The sequence below is a fragment of the Streptomyces misionensis genome, from assembly GCF_900104815.1.
Lineage (GTDB): Bacteria > Actinomycetota > Actinomycetes > Streptomycetales > Streptomycetaceae > Streptomyces > Streptomyces misionensis.
This window is the reverse complement of sequence record NZ_FNTD01000004.1, coordinates 4,503,477-4,522,910: the sequence shown is the minus strand read 5'-3', so window position 1 is coordinate 4,522,910 and position 19,434 is coordinate 4,503,477. Positions and strand designations below refer to the sequence as shown.

Below are 19,434 nucleotides of genomic sequence, written 5' to 3'. Positions count from 1 at the left end.
CGCAGGCCGGCACCCCGTGCGATCCCGCGGCAGGGGCACCGGCGGCAGACTCAGTCACCCGGATCGCGGTGCACGACGATTTCCCTGATGTCCGCGAGCCACTGGCGCAGCGGCACTCCGTCGGGCGGATAAACCTGCAGACCGAGAATCTCCGTCACACGGTCCAACTCCTCCTCCGAGTCGACCAGGGCCAACAGGGATTCGATCTCGCCCGCCGCTTGGGCGATGTCCTCCGGCGAAGTTCCGGAGAAGTAGTCGTCCAAAGCTTCGGTATGCGACTGGTAGAACCTCGAGAAATCCTGATGGAAATACGCGGCAAGCAGGTGCCGGAGCTCCGGAAACTGCTTTCGCCACTCCCAGTCCGTCTGCGGAGAGGCGGAACGCTGGTATGCGCCGCCGTTCCTGACGCGGTCGAGGTGATACCTGACGACGGCGAGACACTGCTCCACCGTGGCGCCGGCCAGGGGCTCCACATGCGGCAGGATGTCCACCTCATCGGCGATCTCGTCGCTGAACAACCCCACCTGTAGCAGGTCGTCGATCTCGGCGATCACCCTTTCCAGCACGTCGGGATTTCCCACCGTCTGACGCACGTACGCCTGCAGGGCAGGTCCAGGCTCCTCTACCGTGTCCGTGAACGTGTTGCCCGCGAAGGCATAAGCATCGAGCAGTTCACCAAGCTCGGGGAAACGCTCACCCGCCGCCATGAAGTCCTTCTGTCGCATCACAGGTGGCCCTTATCGGTCTCAGTCCTTCGGGTATGCCGTGTGCACACGGTAGCCGCTTGGCATATCCGGGTCGCGTCGCAGAAGGACAAACACCTTGTGCACGTTGCGCGGACCCGTGCCACGAATAAAATCTTCTCGGGACAGACTACGACCGGTGATCTCCTTATCGAAGTTCACCTCGAGTTCTAGATCTCTCTTGGTCTGCATCTCCAGCCAGCGTTTGACTTTCGACTGCTCTTTGAGCATTGCCCGGTCGGTCAAATCTTGCGCTGATTCCTCGCTGAGGAAACTCGAACTACCTCTGATCTTCCTCTCCGCTCGAAGCCTGGCCCGCAGTTCTCGGTCCGTCTTCTCCACATGCTTTTCCAGCGTATGAGATGTGGTTGATTGCCCCTTTCCCTCGTCACCCAAAAGGTCCGCGCGGTACTTTGGCCGAACTGCGCCCTTTCGCTTGCTGCGAGGCCACGCACTGGGCTCGCCGTCGCCCTGAACGAGAAGTCCCAGGTCGCCAAGACCGGGGGAACCCCCATCAGCGAGGGCAAGCTCTGGCTCCACGAACGGCAGACGCACTCCGCCGAGAAGTTCGGTGAAGCCTCCAGAGTTCCGTACCGCTCGAACAGTTGCTCCGGTTCCGCCTAGGAGGCCACCGGTCAACGCACCGAACGTCCCTGCCTCACGTGCTTCATCGATACTGAGGCCGCCCTTCTGCTCACCCAGGGCAAAGGAGAGAGGCTGGGTGACGGCCAGGTCCACGGTGATGGATTCGACGCCGCCGAAAGCCGCGGTGGCCAGTGTGGTGCCCGCAATGGCAGCGATCTCCTCCGATACCGCGACGCCGAGACCAGCGGCGACCTCCGTGACTGTAGCCGCGGCCGCCGCAGCGGCTTCGGCGGAAAGGCTCAAGGTGACGATGGATAGGGCCGCGCCGACCACGAGCGTGGCGCCGACGATCTCCAGCTCGTGTTCCAGCTTCTTCTTCGCACTGTGTACGGCGTCCGCGTACGCGTCCAGTGCCGTGGCCATGTCGCGGGCGGCATCGGCCAGATCCTTCAACCAGCCGTGTCCGTCGTAGTAGTAGCGACGCCAAAACGGATCATCAAAAGCCGAGACGGCCTCGCCCTTGTTGTGCTCAATGATGGTGCGCGCCGCCTTGTTGGCACCGGCTGTTACATCGTCGACGTCATCGGCGAAGTCCCGCCACGCCTTCGCAGCGTCTCGTAGTCCGCCCTCATCGGCCTCCGGCCACCACATGCCGGTCATGTCCTGAATGATTTCGCGCGCCTTGTCGGCGGTTGAACTCACCGGCCACCGCCGCCTTCGATGTCGTGCTCAATCCGAATCCGGCTGAACATGGCACGGATCAGCTCTTCGTTGTCGATGTGACCGTCGGCCATGTCGACCATGGCTTCCTCGATGCTGGCCAGCCCGTCAGCCAGAATCCGAGCAGCTTGCTCCAGCTTCTCCTTGTGCGGGCCGTACACCTTGTGGAACTTCTCGCCCTGCTCGTCATCACCCCACGGCGACCCAGCCGCGCCAAGCCCTTGCTTCAACTTGGTCAATGCATTCGCAAGGGCAATGCTTTGGTGGTGGAAGTGAGGCGCGATCGCCTTGAGGTCGGCGATCTTGATGTCGAGTACCTCGCCGCTGTCGCCCATGATTTGGCGTTCCCCTCCGTCGACAGCCCGGATGTCCCGCACCCAGCGTAAGGCCAGGGAAGGCACCTCAAGACTCACTACGCGCACTATGGGCCCGGCCCATCCGTATGTCCCCTTGCCGCTGCGCTGTCTGGCGGCTCCGGCAGAGCAGGCGCCGACTGCGCCCTCGTCTTGGCCGTTCGAATCCGGACGCCTCTTCTTGCTGCTGTCGAAGCAGAGCGGAAGGTGTTGAATGTGGCCCCATGGGCGAGAGCGGGCGGGCGGCGAGTTGGACGGCGGTGCTTGTCTGTCAGGGGCGGGCGGTGGCGGACGGGCGGGCCGGGACGGAGCGGTTCTCGGATCCGGTGGCGGTCCGGCTGCTGCGCGACGCGGAGCGCGCGTCCGTGGACGAGGTGCGCACGGGCACCCCGCCGAAGGCGTGGCGGGAGCGCACGGCGTACGAGAAGGTGCGGGCCTGCGGTGAGTTGCTCGTGCCGCGTACGGTCGCCATCGACGAGGCACTGCGCGCCCGCCCTACCAACCAGCTGGTGATCCTCGGCGCGGGCCTGGACACCCGTGCCTGGCGGCTGGCCGGACTCGCGCACACGGATGTGTGGGAGGTCGACCACCCCGCCTCCCAGCAGGACAAGCGCGCCCGCCTCGCCGAGGCCGCGCCCGAACCGCGGGCCGTCGCCCGTTCCGTGCGCTTCACCCCGGTCGACTTCGCCGTCGACGACCTCGGCGCGGCGCTGGACGCCGCCGGGCACGACCCCTCGGCGCCGACGAACTGGCTGTGGGAGGGCGTCGTCCCGTACCTCACCCGCGACGAGGTGCGCGCGACCGTGGCCGCGCTCGCCGCCCGTACGGCCCCTGGCAGCGCACTCGTCGTGAACTACCAGTCGCCTTCGGCGCGGGTGGCCGCCGGGCAGCTGCTGTCCCGGGTGCTCGGTGATTCCATCACCTCGGGCGAGCCGTGGCGCTCGCTCTGGAAGCCGCCGCAGCTGGCCGCGCTGCTCGCGGAGCACGGCCTGCGGGTGGTGTCCGACGGCGATCTCCTCACCGTCGCCCGGGACGTCGGCAGCCCGACGCGCGTGCGGACCTCACTCCGGTCGAGCCGCGTGGCCGTCGCGGAGCGTCCCTAATCCTCCAGGCGCGGAACCCAGTGGTCCACGATCCGGCGCAGACGCCGGCGGTGGTCGGCGATCCAGTCGTCCGGCGGGACGACGGGCACCCGCACGGTGACCATGGACCCGGACTCGTCCTCCACCACCGCCTCCGGGCAGCCGCGTTCCCCGTCGAGCTGGACGAAGAGGTACGGCCCCCGCTCCATCTCCATCCAGGCCACGTCGGTACCCGCGTCGAGGCGGTCCAGCGCGTCGCCCCAGTCGGTCAGCCGGGAAACCGTCAACGCGAGGCCGATCCGGCCGGACACGAAGGGCGTCCGGACGACGATCTCGGCGCGCAGCCCGGCCCTCCACCTGGGGTCGAGTCCCAGCACGTCGACCGTGACGCTGTTCCCCTCGTCGTCGGCGAGACGGATGAGCTGCGTCGGGGGACCGTCGTCCATGCCTGCCCTTTCGTCAGTGAGCCGTGAGCGATTTTCACCTGACCGGCAGGCGACTTGCACCCGCTTTAGCCGGGCGCATCCGCTCGCTCACGGCACTCAGGTGCCCACGACCCCGAGGTGGTGCTTGAGTTCCTCGGCGATGCGCGACCGATCACCGGTCGCGGGCATGCGCCAGTCCGTCTCGATCCCCTTCTCCACGGCCGGCTCCGAACTGAAGCGGATCAGGTCTGGTGCGGGGAGGAAGGCGTCACGGAGCCAGACGATGAAGACGGCGGCCTCATCGGCGGTGTTGTCGGCGAGGAGGACCGTGTCACGGCCCTCGTTGCTCGCATAGCCGGTGAACTCGATCCCCTCCTCCGTCATCGCCCAGAACGACAGCCGGAACTGGCGCCCCTGTCGCGCCTCATAACGCACCTCCGCAAAGGCAGCCTCCAGGGCTTCTCCGAAGGTGCTCAGATCGAGGTTCCACCCGCCGGGGTTCTTGGCGGGCGCGTACAGAAGGTAGGTCGTCTGGTATTCATCCAGGTCCACGGCCAGAAGTATCCTTCTTGTCGGAGATCACTGTGACCGGTCGGCGGCGGAACCGAGCAGAGCGAACCCGCATTCCGCCCACACCGTCTTGCACGGCACCGGGCCCAGACGCACGCCCCAGCGGTCGGCCAGTGTCCCGACCAGGAGGAGGCCGTAACCGGACTCGGCCGGGGCGGTGGTGGCCGTACGCACCGGAAGCGCCTCCGCGCGCGTGTCCGTGACCTCGATGCGCAGGACGCCCGGCTCGGGCACCACGAGGGCCAGGCGGAAGCTACGGCCCGGCACCCTGCCGTGCAGCACCGCGTTCGTGGCGAGTTCGGCCACGAGCAGCCGGGCCGGGTCCAACGGCACGCCCCAGGCCTCCAGTTACTCGGCCGCGAGAAGCCGCGCCAGGCGAGCGCCCCGACGCGTGGCCGAAAGCGGTACGGAGAACTGGTGCAGCGGCGCCGGCCCCCGCACGGTCTGCTGAGTTCACTGATTCACATCACGCAGAGTGTCCGAGCGTGCGTAACCTGTGAATGTCAGTGGCCCGTGCGACGCCTGCCTGTCCGCGCGTCGACAGGATCCGTCCGGGCTGTACGGCGTGACCGGGCACGGGCGGCCGCGGTTGGGCCACCGAGGGAGCGGCGGGAGGGCAGCAGACGTGAGCGACTGGGATGCCGAGCTGGAGGACGCGGAGGCCGGGGCGGTGATCCGCACGGTCGCCCGGCAGTTGAAGCTGTGGCGCGAGGCGGCGGGCCTCACCCAGCCCGAGTTCGGAGCCCTGATCGGGTACGGGGAGGAACTGGTCTCCTCCGTGGAGCGCAGACGGCGCATCCCCCGCCCCGAGTACCTGGACCTTCAGGTGTTGCCCCTGAGCCGCGAGGAGAACTCGGGACTCGACGGACCGTTCAGGTTGCTCAGCCTCAAGAACGGCACAACAGTCGGCCACACCGAAGTACTGCACATCAGTCGTGTGATCGCTGAACCCAAAGAGGTTCAAGTCCTGAACATCCAGTATGGAATCATCCGGGCACAGGCTCTCAGCCCACAGGAGTCGATGGCCCTCATCGAGAAAGTGCTTGGAGAGACATGAAGCTGGAGTGGATAAAGAGCAGCTACAGCACGTCCAGCGGCCCCGACTGCGTCGAGGTGGCCACCCCCGACGGCGACCGCATCCTCGTCCGCGACTCCAAGAACCCCACCGGTCCCCGTCTCGCCCTCACCCCCACCACCTGGGCGAGCTTCCTGCCGTACGCCGCCGATCACTGAGCGAACTAGCGCGGGCCTGAACGCACACGCGTGCAGGCCACGCCCGCTCGACGGGTCACAGGCCCCTGACGACCCGGGCCCGTCCTTGCGTACGGAAGCCCAGGGCATGCCGGTAGATCTCGGGCATCCGGTAGCGGCCGTCGGTGTCCTTGTCCAGCGCGCCCCATTCGACGAGGGCTTCGACATCGTCGGAACCCAGGTCGACGTCGGAGGCCTCGAAAGGCATCTTCACCGACTCCGAGAAGCCCGACATGCGCCGAAGAAGCGCTCCCAGCCGGGGATTCTCCTGGTTGATCTCCTCGATCTTGGCGCGGCTGCACGCCACCAGCGCCTTGCGCATCGCCGCGGGAGTCAGCACTCGGTCGGCCCAGCGGCCGTCACCCACGGAGGCCTTGGCAGCCTCGCACAGGAAACGCACTACGTCGCGCGCCTGGATCTGCTCCTTGAAGTCCGCGAGGGCCGCGGGAACCCACCGCTCGGTCCACGCCTCCCGCGAGTTGTCCGTCCCCAATTTCGCTCCCCACAAGGGCAGCAGAGCCCGGACGATCTCGTCGAAACCCATGTCCGCGATCGGCCGGGTGGGCTCGACGACCGCTCCCGCGTTCACCGCCACCCACAGGGACAACCGCAGCGCGTCCTCGGTGTCCCAACGCAGTTCGTAGGGCGAGTAGCGGTCGAGGAACTGTCCGAGGTTCTGCCGGATAGCCGTGCGGACCAAGTCCTGCCGTACGAAGACGACGAGGCCGAGTGAGCGGCTGCGCAGTCGGCGCAACCAGGCGGGAACCTCCATCAACAGCGCACGCAGAGCGATGCGTTTGGGCTCGGAGTCCAGTGACTCCAGCCAGTCTTCCAAGCCGTCGACGACGAAGAGGGTGGCATTCGACGCCTTGTTGATTCCGACGAGGAACGCCTCGGTGTCCTCCCCTTCGGCCGCGCCCGCCGCGCGGGCCAGGCATTCCAACCAGCGGTCGCGCCAGAAATCTGGGTCGTCTGCCCGCTCGTGGCGCAGACCAGCGTTGAGTTGTGTGCGGACCTCGTCCGCGGTGATGCCGATGCCGCCCGCTACCGCGTCACGCAACTGCTGGGGCGACGCGGCACCCTGTTCGGTGATATTGGCCGGGTCGAGTACGGGAACCACTCGCGCCGAGCGATGGACCCGCTGATCGTTCTCGGCGGCGAAGCGCTCCCACGTCTTCTGGGCGCACATCCGCGCGAAGGTGAACGTCTTGCCCGATCCCTTGGCGCCCACCACAACCGCCACAGGCAGATCGGTGCTGTGGTCGGCGATGAGCCGGCGGACCGGCTCGGTGGTGAGGAACTTGAGACCGAGGTCCATGCCTCGTTGCTCGGCGAAGACGAGGCGGCCCGCGCTGGACTCCAGGGCACGCCGACGGTCATCCAGTGTGTCGGGCTCCTCTTCCGGCGCGCCCGAGAACGCGATGCCGGGGGCGAACTCCTCCAACAAGTCGGGCAGACCACACCGTCGCACCACGTCCACCACAGCGTCCCAACTCTGCGGCAGGGCGAGCAGCTCCTCACGGAAGGGACTCAAGACCGGTGCGGTGAGGACCTGCTCGTCCACCGCGAGTTCGTCAGGGGAGGGAGTGCCCTCTCCCGCCGTCTCCGGTACGGCGAACGTCGTCGACAGAGCGGCGGACAGCCGCGCCCGCGCCTGCTCGGCATGGCCGTCGTGAACGTCCAGCCGGTACTGCGTGATGACGGCTCCCGGCGCGGGATCGATCCCCGCCACTGCCGGCGACTGCCCGCCCAACTGCCGAATCAGCGTTTCGGTGCCTTGGAGTGACTGGCTGCTGATCGTGGTGACGAACACCCTCATGACGCGAGGGTCGAGCAGGATCGGCGCCGCCAGTTCGGACGCGCCCGCACGGAGATCGAGGACGACCGTGTCTGCTCCGGCGGCCACGGCGAGTTCCGCGAGCGACTCGCTCAGGAAATACGGCGACCGGTCCTCGGTCAGCAGATCCGCCGGGGCGATCCGCGGCGGACCGAGCCGTGCCCGTCGGCTGGCGGGCAACACCGTCACGCATCCCGTACCCGGATACCGCGAGACCCGCTGGTTCGGCAGATAAGCGGCGGCGATCTCCACGGCCTGCTTCGCGTCGCCTTGCTGTGCCGAGTGCAGCAGGGCGAGGAGGTCCTCGTAGGCGATGTCGCAGCGGCCGTGTTGTGCCTGGTACATCCAGGTGATGCCGGGCGCCTCGAGGTCCGCGTCGACGAGGAGGACGTGCTGTCCCCGCGTGGCCAGATGATCGGCCAGGGCCACCGTGTGCAACGTGCGCCCCACCCCGCCCTTGAAGGAGTGGAAGGCGATCAGCTGTTTGCCGCCCGGAAACTCGGCACTCTGCGGACGCGGCAACGACTCGCCCAGTTCCCGAACGACACGCCGTTCATTGAGCCGTGGGCGCCGCATCACCTCTTCGCGCTGTCCCGCCTCGACCAACCGCACCTGAAGGGCGTCAGGAGCATGTGAGCTGGGCCGGTCCAGACCCAGTTCGAGGACGCCGTCGTGTTCCGTGGTGGAGCCCAGACCGAACAAGCCGTCCAGCCATTCCCGGACGTCGGTCTCCGTGGTCCCCGGCCGTACGGAAAGCTCCAGCCCGTCCCACCAGGCGTCGGCCTCCATCAGCCAGGCGGGCCACCCACCCGCGACCGCAGCCTGTGCCAGGTGGGCGTCCACGTCGACCCAGGTGAAGAGCCTCTCGGCCATAACGCTCAAGTTACCTTCCTGGCGTCGTTCAGCAGCGACTTCAGTGCTTCCAGCGCCGCTTTCTGATCATCCGCACGCAGCTCTGCACCATAACGCCACGCTTCGTGCAGTTCTCGGCACTCGATCCAGGTACCACCCCTGTGCCGTCGGCACCTCAGCGGGTCGGGCCCCGGACCGGGATTCTGCAAGTTCAGCGCCTTGGCCAAACGCCGCAAATCATGCGAGCGCAAGTCGCTTGGCAGACCCGCCGTGTCATTGCGGTTGAGGACACTGCGCAGCAGCTCCGCCTTCAATCCGCACTCGGCCGCGTAGAACAACAGCAGCCCACTCGTCGGAATCTCCCCCGCTTGTTCTGCGGCCTGTGCCTGCCCCGCCAGTCTGTCGCGGCTGCGACGCAGCTCGCTCACCCCCACCTCGACCATGCCGTCAGGGTACTGACTCCCGAAGTCGCTCAGGGAACGCTTCTGCCGACGGGCAGTCGGACCCCGGGAACGCCAAGCGTCCCGCACCCATTGCCATGGTGCGGGACGCAGGCGGTACGCGTTGGGTCAGGTCGTCGAACGACGCCTCCGCGCTCCCGGGCGCCGCTCGCTCGGGCGCGTCACCGGGTCGCCCGACTCCAGCGCCGCGTCGCGTCGCTTGGCGCCGAAGTCGGCCAGGGCCTCCGCCAGCTTGTGGACGGACGGTTCCGGGGCCATGACGTCGACTCGGAGGCCGTGCTCCTCCGCCGTCTTCGCCGTCGCCGGGCCGATGCAGGCGATCACCGTCACGTTGTGCGGCTTGCCCGCGATGCCGACCAGGTTGCGGACCGTGGAGGACGAGGTGAAGAGCACCGCGTCGAAGCCGCCGCCCTTGATCGCCTCGCGGGTCTCGGCCGGCGGAGGCGAGGCGCGCACGGTGCGGTAGGCCGTGACGTCGTCGACCTCCCAGCCCAGCTCGATCAGACCGGCCACCAGGGTCTCCGTGGCGATGTCGGCCCGCGGCAGGAAGACACGGTCGATCGGGTCGAAGACCGGGTCGTAGGGCGGCCAGTCCTCCAGGAGACCCGCCGCCGACTGCTCACCGCTCGGCACCAGGTCCGGCTTCACGCCGAAGGCGATCAGCGCGCGAGCCGTCTGCTCGCCCACCGCAGCCACCTTGATACCCGCAAAAGCCCGAGCGTCAAGGCCGTACTCCTCGAACTTCTCCCGGACGGCCTTCACCGCGTTGACCGACGTGAAGGCGATCCACTCGTAGCGGCCGGTGACCAGGCCCTTGACCGCGCGCTCCATCTGCTGGGGCGTGCGCGGCGGCTCCACGGCGATGGTGGGCACCTCGTGCGGCACCGCGCCGTAGGAGCGCAGCTGGTCGGAGAGCGAGGCCGCCTGCTCCTTCGTGCGCGGCACGAGCACCTTCCAGCCGAACAGCGGCTTGGACTCGAACCACGACAGCTGGTCGCGCCGGGCGGCGGCGGAACGCTCGCCGACCACGGCTATCACCGGCCGGCCGCCCTCCGGCGAGGGCAGCACCTTGGCCTGCTTCAGCGTCTGCGCGATGGTGCCGAGGGTGGCGGTCCAGGTGCGCTGGCGGGTCGTCGTACCGGCGACGGTGACGGTCAGCGGGGTGTCCGGCTTGCGGCCGGCCGAGACCAGCTCGCCCGCCGCGGCGGCCACCGCGTCCAGGGTCGTGGAGACGACCACCGTGCCGTCGGAGGCGCCGACCTCGGTCCAGCAGCGGTCGGAGGCGTTGCGGGCGTCCACGAAGCGCACGTCCGCGCCGTCGGCGTCCCGCAGCGGCACACCGGCGTACGCCGGCACACCCACCGCGGCCGCCACACCCGGGACCACCTCGAAGGGCACCCCGGCGGCGGCGCAGGCGAGCATCTCCTCGGCCGCGTCCGTGTCGAGTCCGGGGTCCCCGGACACCGCACGGACGACCCGCCTGCCGCCCCGTACGGCCTCCATGACAAGATGAGCGGCATCCCGGGCCGGAGACGGGGCAGCGGCGGTGGCTGACGTGCCGTCAACGACCGTGAGCTGCGGCGTGCCCGTGCCCGGCGGCGACGTGGAGAGGTTCCCGTCGGTGTGCACGACGGAGACGCCCTGCCGCGCGTGCGTCCGGATCACGTCGAGCACCTCGGGCTCGGCGATCAGGACGTCCGCGTTCGACAGTGCCTCCACGGCGCGCAGAGTCAGCAGTCCCGGATCCCCGGGTCCGGCACCGAGGAAGGTGACGTGCCCGTGTTCCGGACCGGCGGCAGGAAGGGCGGTGGGGCTCAATGTGCTCGCTCCCCCATCAGACCGGCCGCGCCCTGGGCGAGCATCTCGGTGGCGAGGTCGCTACCGAGTGCCAGCGCACCCTCGTGCGTCTGGGGCACGGGACCGGTGGTGGACAGCTGCACCATGCGGGTGCCGTCGGTGGTGCCGACGACGCCGCGCAGGCGCATTTCCTTGACAACCTGCCCGTCGCCCAACAGGTCGGCCAGCGCACCCACGGGTGCGCTGCAGCCGGCCTCCAGGGCGGCGAGCAGTGATCGTTCGGCGGTCACGGCGACCCGCGTGAACGGGTCGTCGAGCTCGCCGAGCGCCGCGATCAGGTCCGCGTTCTCCGCGGCGCACTCGATCGCCAGGGCCCCCTGGCCGGGGGCGGGCAGAACCGTGTCGACCGACAGGAAGTCGGTCACCTCTTCGATGCGGCCGAGCCGGTTGAGCCCGGCGGCGGCCAGTACGACCGCGTCCAGCTCGCCGTCGCGGACGTACCGGATGCGGGTGTCCACGTTGCCGCGGATCGGGACCGTCTCTATGTCCAGGCCGTGGGCGCGGGCGTACGCGTTCAGCTGCGCCATGCGGCGCGGGGAGCCGGTGCCTATGCGGGCGCCGCGCGGCAGGTCGGTGAACTTCAGGTCGTCGCGGGCGACGATCACGTCGCGCGGGTCCTCGCGCACCGGCAGGGCCGCGAGGACCAGCTCCGCGGGCTGCTCGGTGGGAAGGTCCTTGAGCGAGTGAACGGCGAAGTCGACCTCGCCGCGCGCCAGCGCCTCGCGCAGCGCCGCGACGAACACGCCGGTGCCGCCGATCTGCGCGAGGTGCTCGCGGGAGGTGTCGCCGTACGTGGTGATCTCGACCAGCTCGACGGGCCGCCCGGTCACCTTCCGGACGGCGTCCGCCACCTGCCCGGACTGGGCCATGGCGAGCTTGCTGCGCCGCGTCCCCAGTCGAAGTGCCTTGTCACTCATGCCGGTCGGTCCTTCGTTTCTGTGCTGTCCTCGGCCCGGGAGACGGAGGCGACCGTCTCGGGGTCGAGGTCGAAGAGGGTGCGCAGCGCGTCCGCGTACCCGGCGCCGCCGGGCTCGGCCGCGAGCTGCTTGACCCTCACGGTCGGCGCGTGCAGCAGCTTGTCCACGACGCGGTGCACGGCCTGGCGGATCTCGCCGCGCTGGCGTTCGTCCAGGTCGGGCAGGCGGCCGTGCAGCCGTGCGATCTCGGAGGCGACGACGTCGGCGGCCATGGTGCGCAGCGCGACCACGGTCGGCGTGATGTGCGCCGCCCGCATGGCCGCCCCGAAGGCCGCGACCTCGTCGGAGACGATACGCCGCACCTGGTCCACGTCGGCCGCCATCGGCGCGTCCGCAGAGGCCTCCGCGAGCGACTCGATGTCCACCAGGCGCACCCCGGCCAGCCGGTGCACGGCCGCGTCGATGTCGCGGGGCATGGCCAGGTCGAGGAGGAAGAAGAAGGGCGCCGGACGCTCGGCGACCGGCTCGGGACGGCGCCGCTCGGGGACCCGGCCCGCGGTCGCGGCGGTCGCGGCGAGCGCGGTGATCAGCTCGGCGTCCGTCTCGGGCGCACGACCGCCCGCCGGGCGCGTGCTGCCCCCGGCGGCCCAGGCCGCGTGCTGCTCCAGGGTGGCCGCGTCCATGCCGGCCACCGCGGCCTCGCCCAGCACGGAGAAGCCGGGCTGGGCGGCGGCCAGGTCCAGGGGGCAGTTCTCGTCGGCGGCCGGCTGCGGGGTTCCGGTCGGTACGGCCACCGGGGCGGCGTCGGCGACGGCCGGCTGCCCGGTGCGGCCCTCGACCGCCTGCGCGACCGTCTCCGCCGTGAGCACCAGACCCGTCGCCCCGGTACAGGAGACGACGACGTCGGCACGTGTCAGCTCGTCGCCCACGGCGTCCATCCGGACCGCGCGGGCGGTCACCGCGTTGTCGTCGGCCTCGTGCAGGATCTGCACGAGCCGCTCGGCGCGCTCGAAGGTCCGGTTGGCCACGGTGATCTCGGCGACCCCGGCCCGCGCGAGCGTGGCAGCGGCCAGCGAGGACATCGAACCGGCGCCGATCACCAGCGCCTTGCGGCCGGTCGCCCAGCTCCGGACGTCGCCGCCCGCGGCCAGCTGCTCCAGGCCGAAGGTGACCAGGGACTGGCCGGCGCGGTCGATGCCGGTCTCGGAGTGGGCGCGCTTGCCGACCCGCAGGGCCTGCTGGAACAGGTCGTTCAGCAGCTTGCCCGCGGTGTGCAGCTCCTGGGCGCGGGCCAGGGAGTCCTTGATCTGGCCGAGGATCTGCCCCTCGCCGACGACCATCGAGTCCAGACCGCAGGCCACCGAGAACATGTGGTGGACGGCCCGGTCCTCGTAGTGGACGTACAGGTAGGGGGTCAGTTCCTCCAGGCCGACGCCGCTGTGCTGGGCGAGCAGCGTGGACAGCTCGGCGACACCGGCGTGGAACTTGTCCACGTCGGCGTACAGCTCGATGCGGTTGCAGGTGGCGAGCACCGCGGCCTCGGTGGCGGGCTCGGCGGCGACCGTGTCGTGCAGCAGCTTGGTCTGCGCGTCCGCGTTCAGCGCCGCCCGCTCCAGCACGCTGACCGGGGCGCTGCGGTGGCTCAGTCCGACGACCAGGAGGCTCATGCCGGCATCACCGCGGGTACGTCCCCGTCGGGCCCCTGGTCGGCGGAGTCGTCGCGGGGGGTGACGGCGGCGGGCAGGGCGCCGTCGCCGGCGGCGGTCTCCTCGCCGGACTTGCGCTGCTCGTGGAAGGCGAGGATCTGGAGCTCGATCGACAGGTCGACCTTGCGCACGTCGACGCCGTCCGGCACGGACAGCACGGTCGGCGCGAAGTTCAGGATGGAGGTGACACCGGCGGCCACGAGCCGGTCGCAGACCTGCTGGGCGGCGCCGGCCGGGGTGGCGATCACGCCGATGGAGACCCCGTTGTCCTTGATGATCTTCTCGAGCTCGTCGGTGTGCTGCACGGGGATGCCGGCGACCGGCTTCCCGGTGAGCGCCGGGTCGGCGTCTATCAGCGCGGCGACCCGGAAACCGCGGGAGGCGAACCCGCCGTAGTTGGCGAGGGCGGCGCCGAGGTTGCCGATACCGACGATGACAACCGGCCAGTCCTGGGTGAGGCCGAGTTCGCGGGAGATCTGGTAGACGAGATACTCCACGTCGTAGCCGACACCGCGCGTTCCGTAGGAGCCCAGGTAAGAGAAGTCCTTGCGCAGCTTCGCGGAGTTGACCCCCGCCGCCGCGGCCAGCTCCTCGGAGGAGACCGTGGGTACCGAGCGCTCGGACAGCGCGGTCAGGGCTCGGAGGTACAGCGGAAGCCTGGCGACGGTGGCCTCGGGAATCCCTCGGCTGCGGGTCGCCGGTCGGTGTGTTCGGCCAGTTGCCACGGTGCTCCTGCGGGTAGAGCGGGGCTGCGGGCGGTCATACGTCCCCAGACCGCCCCGTCGAAAGCAGGCTATGTCTTTGTGAACGCGTGCACAAAGATGGTGTCCGATTTGCCCGGCAGAAGTGACCGGGGTCACGCATCTTTCACGCCGTTGGCGGGAACCAGTGGCCACCCACCGGCGTGCCTTCATTACTGGGGGCAAAACCGCCCACGCTCCTCACGAATCCCGCCCCCGAGACCAAACCGCCCATCGATCCTAAGCGAATTTCGGTCCAGTTGGACTACTCGGTCAGTGCCCGACGCAGCCGGTCCGCGTTCACGCGCCAGAAGGTGTGCTGTTCGCCGTCGATCAGTACGACGGGGATCTGTTCCCAGTACCGGTCGTACAGCGCCCGGTCCTCGGTGATGTCCTTCTGTTCCCAGGGCACCCCGAGTTCCCCGCAGACCTTCTCGATCACGGCCTGCGCGTCGTCGCACAGATGACAGCCCGGCTTGCGGACGAGAGTGACCAGCCGCTCACCGGGATCGGGCTTCTCGGTCTTGCGTCGGAAGAGTGGACTCATACCGGCCATTCTCGCGCGCCGCCCGCCACACGCCGGTTTAACCCTCGCCTCACCCAGAGTTCACGGCCTTCGAACCTCTCGGCTCCGGAAGCACCGGACGGACTGGCTATGCTCACGACATGGCCGCTCTCGGATGGCTCACTCCCCGTAGGCGCTCCGCCACGGCGCGGAGCGTGTTGGCAGGCGAGGCCTCGGCGGAGGCCGCCCGCAAGTCCTCCCAGGAGGCGGAGGAGGCCCGGCCGCAGGCGCCCCTGGCCCCGGAGGAACCGCAGTTCCCGGTGGTGGGCGACGACAAGGCCGCCGCGTTCTTCGACCTCGACAACACCGTGATGCAGGGTGCCGCGATCTTCCACTTCGGGCGGGGCCTGTACAAGCGGAAGTTCTTCGAGACCCGCGACCTGGCCCGGTTCGCCTGGCAGCAGGCCTGGTTCCGGCTGGCCGGTGTCGAGGACCCCGAGCACATGCAGGACGCCCGCGACTCGGCGCTCTCCATCGTCAAGGGCCATCGCGTCGCCGAACTCCAGACCATCGGCGAGGAGATCTACGACGAGTACATGGCCGACCGCATCTGGCCGGGCACCCGCGCCCTCGCCCAGGCCCACCTGGACGCGGGCCAGAAGGTGTGGCTCGTCACGGCGGCGCCGGTGGAGATCGCCACGGTGATCGCCCGCCGCCTCGGCCTCACCGGCGCGCTCGGCACGGTCGCGGAGTCGGTCGACGGCATCTACACCGGCCGACTGGTCGGCGAGCCGCTGCACGGCCCGGCGAAGGCGGAGGCGGTGCGCGCGCTGGCCATGGCGGAGGGGCTGGACCTCTCCCGCTGCGCCGCGTACAGCGACAGCCACAACGACATCCCGATGCTCTCCCTCGTGGGCCACCCCTACGCCATCAACCCGGACGCCAAGCTGCGCAAGCACGCCCGGGAGAAGGACTGGCGGCTGCGGGACTACCGCACCGGCCGCAAGGCGGCGAAGGTGGGCATCCCGGCCGCGGCGGGCGTCGGCGCGGTGGCCGGCGGCACGGCCGCGGCGATCGCCCTCAGCCGACGGCGTCGATAAATCCGCACCTCTCCGCGAGCAGCGCCGTCCTCCCAGGCCAGACCGGCCCCGGCGGCCGGAATTATGCCGCGGTCACTTCAACACGCACTGGACTTTGCCAAAAACGTCGCCCTTCGGTCACCAAGTGATCAGATTGCGGAACTTGGCAGGGCGCCAATCGGTAACAGATGCGACGCAATCGATGATTTGAGCAACTCGGTGTAGCAGGCCCTGCACGAAGCGTTATTCTCCTCAGACGCAAACCGGTACCCCTCCGTCGCTACGACGGGTGAACGGTTCCGCACTGCACGTGATGAAAGCTCTGCCTCTGGGAGTCCCGTGTACCCACACGTCGGGGTTGACGCCTCGGGCCTGGCTACGCTGCGCGCAACTGTCGCAACGGTCAAAGAGACGCTGCGCGGCCTCGTCCCCACCGCGCACGCCGTCCCCGCCTTCGCCACCGCCGCGCCCACGGGCCCGTGCTACGCACTGGCCGACGGCGGCGCCGCCGTCGGCAGACGAGGGCGGTCCGCCGGTGCCGGTTCCGCCGCCACCGCCCGCCGTCCGGCCGCCGACAGCGACAGCGCCCGGATGATGGACCTGGTCGAGCGCGCCCAGGCGGGGGAGGCCGAGGCCTTCGGCCGGCTGTACGACCAGTACAGCGACACGGTCTACCGGTACATCTACTACCGCGTCGGCGGCCGGGCGACCGCCGAGGACCTGACGAGCGAGACCTTTCTGCGCGCCCTGCGCCGGATCGGCACCTTCACCTGGCAGGGCCGCGACTTCGGCGCCTGGCTGGTGACGATCGCCCGCAACCTCGTCGCCGACCACTTCAAGTCCAGCCGCTTCCGGCTGGAGGTCACCACCGGCGAGATGCTCGACGCCAACGAGGTCGAGCGCTCCCCGGAGGACTCCGTCCTGGAGTCCCTGTCGAACGCCGCGCTCCTGGACGCCGTGCGGCGGCTCAACCCGCAGCAGCAGGAGTGCGTGACGCTCCGCTTCCTCCAGGGGCTGTCGGTCGCCGAGACCGCCCGGGTCATGGGCAAGAACGAGGGCGCCATCAAGACCCTCCAGTACCGCGCCGTCCGCACCCTCGCCCGGCTTCTGCCGGACGACGCCCGCTGACCACGGGCGACCGTCAACTCACCTTCTGTGAACGCGGGTTGCGTTTCCGGACCGATCATCCGGGGTCCGTAACCCAAGTGCCGCGCCAGTCGTTGTGCGGGATACAGGCTCCCTGTGGTCGCTCCCCGGCCGCCCCATCGCTCGATCGAGTGGAGAAGGCCGGGCTGTGCAACCCTCAGGACCCCCTGGGGAGTCGACCGTCATGACGAGAGGAGGTGCCGCCAGTGATCGCGAACGTATCGGCGCACCGGCGGGCGAACGCCTTCGCCCAGGCCCTGGAGGAGCAGTCCGACCGGGACACGGCGGCCGAGCAGTCCGCAGCACCGGCGGGTCCCCCGCCGGCCCCCGAGGACCCGACCGAGCAGGGCCGGCTGCTGGCCCTCGCGGAAGGCCTCGGCGCGCTGCCCAAGCCGCAGCTCGACCCCGAGGTCAAGGTCGTCCAACGCGCCCAGCTGGTGGCCGCGATGGAGGCCATGTTCCAGGAGGGGGCCGGGGCGGCGGACGTGTCCGTGCCGGGTCAGCGCCGGGCAAAGGGCGCGCATCGGGCGAGCCCGCTGGGCAAACTCCGGCCGCGGTCCAGGCTGACCAAGGGCCTCGCGGCCGGCGGGCTCAGCGTGGGCGTGGCCGCCGGGGCCTTCGGCGGGGTCGCCGCCGCGAGCTCCGACGCCCTGCCCGGCGACTCGCTGTACGGACTGAAACGCGGCATCGAGGACTTCAAGCTCAACTACCTGAGCGACGGCCAGGACCAGCGCGGCCAGACCTACCTCGACCAGGCCTCCACCCGGCTCGGCGAGGCCCGCCGGCTGATGGAGCGCGGCCGCGGCGGACACCTCGACCACGAGTCCATCGGCGAGATCCGCCGCACCCTGTCGGGGATGCAGCGCGACGTCACCGAGGGCCACCGGCTGCTGCACGCGGCCTATGAGGCCGACCCGGACTCGCTGGGCCCGATCCAGGCGCTGTCCACGTTCTCCCGGTCCCACCGCGAGGCCTGGAGCGCGCTCAGCGACAAGCTGCCGGTGCAGCTCGGGGACGTCAAAGAGCAGGTGTCGTCGGTCTTCGACGCCATAGACCAGGAGGTCGCCCCGCTCCAGTCCCTGCTGCCGCAGCAGCCCACCCAGGGCGGCGACGGCAAGCACCGGGGCTCGGGCTCGGCATCCACCGGCTCCACCGGCCGCCACCGGTCGGCGTCGCCCAGCGACACCCCCTCCGCCGGCCACTCCACCCCCGGCGGCCCCAGCGGCACGGCCACCGACAGCACCGGCGACGGCCTGCTGGGCGGCAGCACGGGCGGCCTGCTCGACCCGCCCAGGTCGGGCGGCGACAGCAGCACCCCGTCCACCACCAAGCCCCCGGCCACCGCCCCCGACGTCACCCTGCCCCCGCTCCTCCCGGGCCTGCTCCCGGGGCTGGGGATCGACAACGACGAGGCGAACTAGGGCAGTACGGCGGTGGGGGCGCCCCGAGCACCGGGCGCCCCCGCCGCCGTACGCCCCCGGCCGGAAGACCCGGGCGAAGAACTCGGCCGGAAGAAGACCATCGGCGCAAGACCGTCAGAAGAAGACCGACCTGCGCTGCACCAGCAGCTTGTACAGCGTGTGCTGGATCTGCTCCCGGACCTGGTCCGTGAGGTTGAACATCAGCATCGGGTCCTCGGCGGCCTCCGGCGGGTAGCCGTCCGTCGGGATCGGCTCGCCGAACTGGATCGTCCACTTCGTCGGCAGCGGCACCGCGCCCAGCGGCCCGAGCCAGGGAAACGTCGGCGTCAGCGGGAAGTACGGGAAACCCAGCAGCCGCGCCAGCGTCTTCGCGTTGCCGATCATCGGATAGATCTCCTCCGCACCGACGATCGAGCACGGGATGATCGGCACCCCCTGCCGCAGCGCCGTCGACACGAACCCGCCCCGCCCGAACCGCTGGAGCTTGTACCGCTCGCCGAAGGGCTTCCCGATGCCCTTGAACCCCTCCGGCATCACCCCCACCAGCTCGCCCTGCTCCAGCAGCCGTTCCGCGTCCTCCGCGCACGCCAGGGTGTGCCCGAGCTTGCGGGCCAGCTCGTTGACCACCGGCAGCACGAACACCAGGTCCGCCGCGAGCAGCCGCAGATGCCGGCCGGCCGGATGCCGGTCGTGCACCGCGACCTGCATCATCAGCCCGTCCAGCGGCAGCGTCCCGGAGTGGTTGGCGACGATCAGCGCCCCGCCCTTGTCCGGGATGTTCTCGATGCCCTTCACGTCGACCCGGAAGTATTTCTCGTACACCGGCCGCAGCAGCGACATCAGGACCTGGTCGGTCAGCTCCGCGTCGTACCCGAAGTCGTCGACCTCGTACTCCCCGGTCAGCCGGCGCCGCAGGAACGCCAGCCCGGCCGCCACCCGCTGCTCCAGCCCGCCGGACGCACCGGGCCCGGGCCGCTCCACCGGCTCCTCCGCCCGCTCCGGCCCCCGCCCCGGCAGCCGCTGCACCTCACCCAGCTCCCCCGCGCCGCCGCCGGACCCGGCTCGGCGCCCGCTCGCGCCCCGCCGCCGTCCCGGCCGCTGGGCACCACCGGCCCCGGAGCCCCGGGACCGGTCGTCGTCGAAGGGAATGACCTTGGCGTCCGCCATCGTTACCGCGCTCCTCG

The 19,434-nt window shown here is 70.1% G+C and carries 20 protein-coding genes; 6 read left to right on the top strand and 14 right to left on the bottom strand.

What is annotated here, in order from left to right; translation table 11 throughout:
* Window positions 1-50 precede the first annotated feature (50 nt).
* From BLW85_RS22205 to BLW85_RS22195, 3 genes are read right to left on the bottom strand one after another with little or no spacing between them, the layout of a single operon-like run.
* Window positions 51-725, bottom strand: a complete 675-nt coding sequence (locus BLW85_RS22205) for a contact-dependent growth inhibition system immunity protein (RefSeq protein ID WP_244174901.1) — start codon at window positions 723-725, stop codon at window positions 51-53.
* 21 nt (window positions 726-746) lie between these two features.
* Window positions 747-2,030 carry an RNase A-like domain-containing protein gene (locus BLW85_RS22200; protein ID WP_070022624.1) on the bottom strand — a complete coding sequence of 428 codons (1,284 nt, stop codon included), beginning with the start codon at window positions 2,028-2,030 and terminating at the stop codon, window positions 747-749.
* Window positions 2,027-2,383, bottom strand: a complete 357-nt coding sequence (locus BLW85_RS22195) for a WXG100 family type VII secretion target (protein ID WP_074996165.1) — start codon at window positions 2,381-2,383, stop codon at window positions 2,027-2,029. The genes BLW85_RS22200 and BLW85_RS22195 overlap by 4 nt, the downstream gene beginning before the upstream one ends.
* Window positions 2,384-2,625: 242 nt before the next feature.
* Between BLW85_RS22195 and BLW85_RS22190 the strand changes: the two genes are divergently transcribed.
* Entirely contained in the window at window positions 2,626-3,504 is an 879-nt protein-coding gene (locus BLW85_RS22190; RefSeq protein WP_074992941.1) for a class I SAM-dependent methyltransferase, read from the top strand.
* On the opposite strand, the gene BLW85_RS22185 is transcribed toward BLW85_RS22190, so the two are convergent.
* From BLW85_RS22185 to BLW85_RS22175, 3 genes are all read right to left on the bottom strand, one after another.
* Window positions 3,501-3,929 carry a DUF5959 family protein gene (locus BLW85_RS22185; RefSeq protein WP_074992940.1) on the bottom strand — a complete coding sequence of 143 codons (429 nt, stop codon included), beginning with the start codon at window positions 3,927-3,929 and terminating at the stop codon, window positions 3,501-3,503. The genes BLW85_RS22190 and BLW85_RS22185 overlap by 4 nt on opposite strands.
* Window positions 3,930-4,025: 96 nt before the next feature.
* Window positions 4,026-4,460 carry a hypothetical protein gene (locus BLW85_RS22180; protein WP_074992939.1) on the bottom strand — a complete coding sequence of 145 codons (435 nt, stop codon included), beginning with the start codon at window positions 4,458-4,460 and terminating at the stop codon, window positions 4,026-4,028.
* 27 nt (window positions 4,461-4,487) lie between these two features.
* A complete protein-coding gene (locus BLW85_RS22175) occupies window positions 4,488-4,826 on the bottom strand; it encodes an ATP-binding protein (RefSeq protein ID WP_074992938.1) in 339 nt (112 codons plus the stop codon).
* A 277-nt stretch (window positions 4,827-5,103) separates the two neighbouring features.
* Here BLW85_RS22175 and BLW85_RS22170 point away from each other — a divergent pair, with 277 nt between their 5' ends.
* Window positions 5,104-5,535, top strand: a complete 432-nt coding sequence (locus tag BLW85_RS22170) for a Scr1 family TA system antitoxin-like transcriptional regulator (RefSeq protein WP_070022629.1) — start codon at window positions 5,104-5,106, stop codon at window positions 5,533-5,535.
* Window positions 5,532-5,711, top strand: a complete 180-nt coding sequence (locus BLW85_RS22165) for a DUF397 domain-containing protein (protein ID WP_070022630.1) — start codon at window positions 5,532-5,534, stop codon at window positions 5,709-5,711. Before BLW85_RS22170 ends, BLW85_RS22165 begins: the two co-directional genes overlap by 4 nt.
* A gap of 55 nt (window positions 5,712-5,766) precedes the next feature.
* On the opposite strand, the gene BLW85_RS22160 is transcribed toward BLW85_RS22165, so the two are convergent.
* From BLW85_RS22160 to BLW85_RS22135, 7 genes are all read right to left on the bottom strand, one after another.
* On the bottom strand, window positions 5,767-8,439 hold the full coding sequence (locus tag BLW85_RS22160) for a ParA family protein (protein ID WP_070022631.1): 2,673 nt from the start codon (window positions 8,437-8,439) through the stop codon (window positions 5,767-5,769).
* Between the two features lie 5 nt (window positions 8,440-8,444).
* A complete protein-coding gene (locus BLW85_RS38895; protein ID WP_143060459.1) occupies window positions 8,445-8,861 on the bottom strand; it encodes a hypothetical protein in 417 nt (138 codons plus the stop codon).
* 126 nt (window positions 8,862-8,987) lie between these two features.
* The gene (locus tag BLW85_RS22155) at window positions 8,988-10,697 is read right to left on the bottom strand and encodes a bifunctional uroporphyrinogen-III C-methyltransferase/uroporphyrinogen-III synthase (protein ID WP_070022632.1); all 1,710 of its coding nucleotides are present in this window, start codon (window positions 10,695-10,697) and stop codon (window positions 8,988-8,990) included.
* On the bottom strand, window positions 10,694-11,653 hold the full coding sequence (gene hemC, locus BLW85_RS22150) for a hydroxymethylbilane synthase (protein ID WP_074992937.1): 960 nt from the start codon (window positions 11,651-11,653) through the stop codon (window positions 10,694-10,696). Before hemC ends, BLW85_RS22155 begins: the two co-directional genes overlap by 4 nt.
* A complete protein-coding gene (locus BLW85_RS22145) occupies window positions 11,650-13,320 on the bottom strand; it encodes a glutamyl-tRNA reductase (RefSeq protein WP_074992936.1) in 1,671 nt (556 codons plus the stop codon). Before BLW85_RS22145 ends, hemC begins: the two co-directional genes overlap by 4 nt.
* Window positions 13,317-14,084: a redox-sensing transcriptional repressor Rex gene (locus tag BLW85_RS22140; protein ID WP_070022636.1), complete on the bottom strand. Its 768-nt coding sequence runs from the start codon at window positions 14,082-14,084 to the stop codon at window positions 13,317-13,319. Before BLW85_RS22140 ends, BLW85_RS22145 begins: the two co-directional genes overlap by 4 nt.
* 280 nt (window positions 14,085-14,364) lie before the next feature.
* Window positions 14,365-14,655, bottom strand: a complete 291-nt coding sequence (locus tag BLW85_RS22135; RefSeq protein WP_107409160.1) for a glutaredoxin family protein — start codon at window positions 14,653-14,655, stop codon at window positions 14,365-14,367.
* A gap of 110 nt (window positions 14,656-14,765) precedes the next feature.
* Here BLW85_RS22135 and BLW85_RS22130 point away from each other — a divergent pair, with 110 nt between their 5' ends.
* The 3 genes from BLW85_RS22130 to BLW85_RS22120 all read left to right on the top strand — a co-directional run bounded on the left by BLW85_RS22130 (window position 14,766) and on the right by BLW85_RS22120 (window position 18,250).
* On the top strand, window positions 14,766-15,704 hold the full coding sequence (locus BLW85_RS22130) for an HAD family hydrolase (protein WP_071828512.1): 939 nt from the start codon (window positions 14,766-14,768) through the stop codon (window positions 15,702-15,704).
* 318 nt (window positions 15,705-16,022) lie between these two features.
* The gene (locus BLW85_RS22125) at window positions 16,023-16,811 is read left to right on the top strand and encodes an ECF subfamily RNA polymerase sigma factor, BldN family (RefSeq protein ID WP_070022641.1); all 789 of its coding nucleotides are present in this window, start codon (window positions 16,023-16,025) and stop codon (window positions 16,809-16,811) included.
* Between the two features lie 224 nt (window positions 16,812-17,035).
* Window positions 17,036-18,250, top strand: coding sequence for a DUF5667 domain-containing protein (locus BLW85_RS22120; RefSeq protein WP_074992935.1), 1,215 nt, complete (start codon window positions 17,036-17,038; stop codon window positions 18,248-18,250).
* A 114-nt stretch (window positions 18,251-18,364) separates the two neighbouring features.
* Here BLW85_RS22120 and BLW85_RS22115 read toward each other — a convergent pair whose 3' ends face one another.
* Window positions 18,365-19,417 (bottom strand): lysophospholipid acyltransferase family protein, encoded by a 1,053-nt coding sequence (locus BLW85_RS22115; RefSeq protein WP_074992934.1) that lies wholly within the window; start codon window positions 19,415-19,417, stop codon window positions 18,365-18,367.
* Window positions 19,418-19,434 lie beyond the last annotated feature (17 nt).

Coding starts and splice junctions, on each gene's coding strand:
- BLW85_RS22205 (WP_244174901.1), bottom strand. CDS start 725: ATGCGACAGAAGGACTTCATGGCGGCGGGTGAGCGTTTCCCCGAGCTT.
- BLW85_RS22135 (WP_107409160.1), bottom strand. CDS start 14,655: ATGGCCGGTATGAGTCCACTCTTCCGACGCAAGACCGAGAAGCCCGAT.
- BLW85_RS22190 (WP_074992941.1), top strand. CDS start 2,626: ATGGGCGAGAGCGGGCGGGCGGCGAGTTGGACGGCGGTGCTTGTCTGT.
- hemC (WP_074992937.1), bottom strand. CDS start 11,653: ATGAGTGACAAGGCACTTCGACTGGGGACGCGGCGCAGCAAGCTCGCC.
- BLW85_RS22130 (WP_071828512.1), top strand. CDS start 14,766: ATGGCCGCTCTCGGATGGCTCACTCCCCGTAGGCGCTCCGCCACGGCG.
- BLW85_RS22160 (WP_070022631.1), bottom strand. CDS start 8,439: ATGGCCGAGAGGCTCTTCACCTGGGTCGACGTGGACGCCCACCTGGCA.
- BLW85_RS22185 (WP_074992940.1), bottom strand. CDS start 3,929: ATGGACGACGGTCCCCCGACGCAGCTCATCCGTCTCGCCGACGACGAG.
- BLW85_RS22145 (WP_074992936.1), bottom strand. CDS start 13,320: ATGAGCCTCCTGGTCGTCGGACTGAGCCACCGCAGCGCCCCGGTCAGC.
- BLW85_RS22115 (WP_074992934.1), bottom strand. CDS start 19,417: ATGGCGGACGCCAAGGTCATTCCCTTCGACGACGACCGGTCCCGGGGC.
- BLW85_RS22165 (WP_070022630.1), top strand. CDS start 5,532: ATGAAGCTGGAGTGGATAAAGAGCAGCTACAGCACGTCCAGCGGCCCC.
- BLW85_RS38895 (WP_143060459.1), bottom strand. CDS start 8,861: ATGGTCGAGGTGGGGGTGAGCGAGCTGCGTCGCAGCCGCGACAGACTG.
- BLW85_RS22195 (WP_074996165.1), bottom strand. CDS start 2,383: ATGGGCGACAGCGGCGAGGTACTCGACATCAAGATCGCCGACCTCAAG.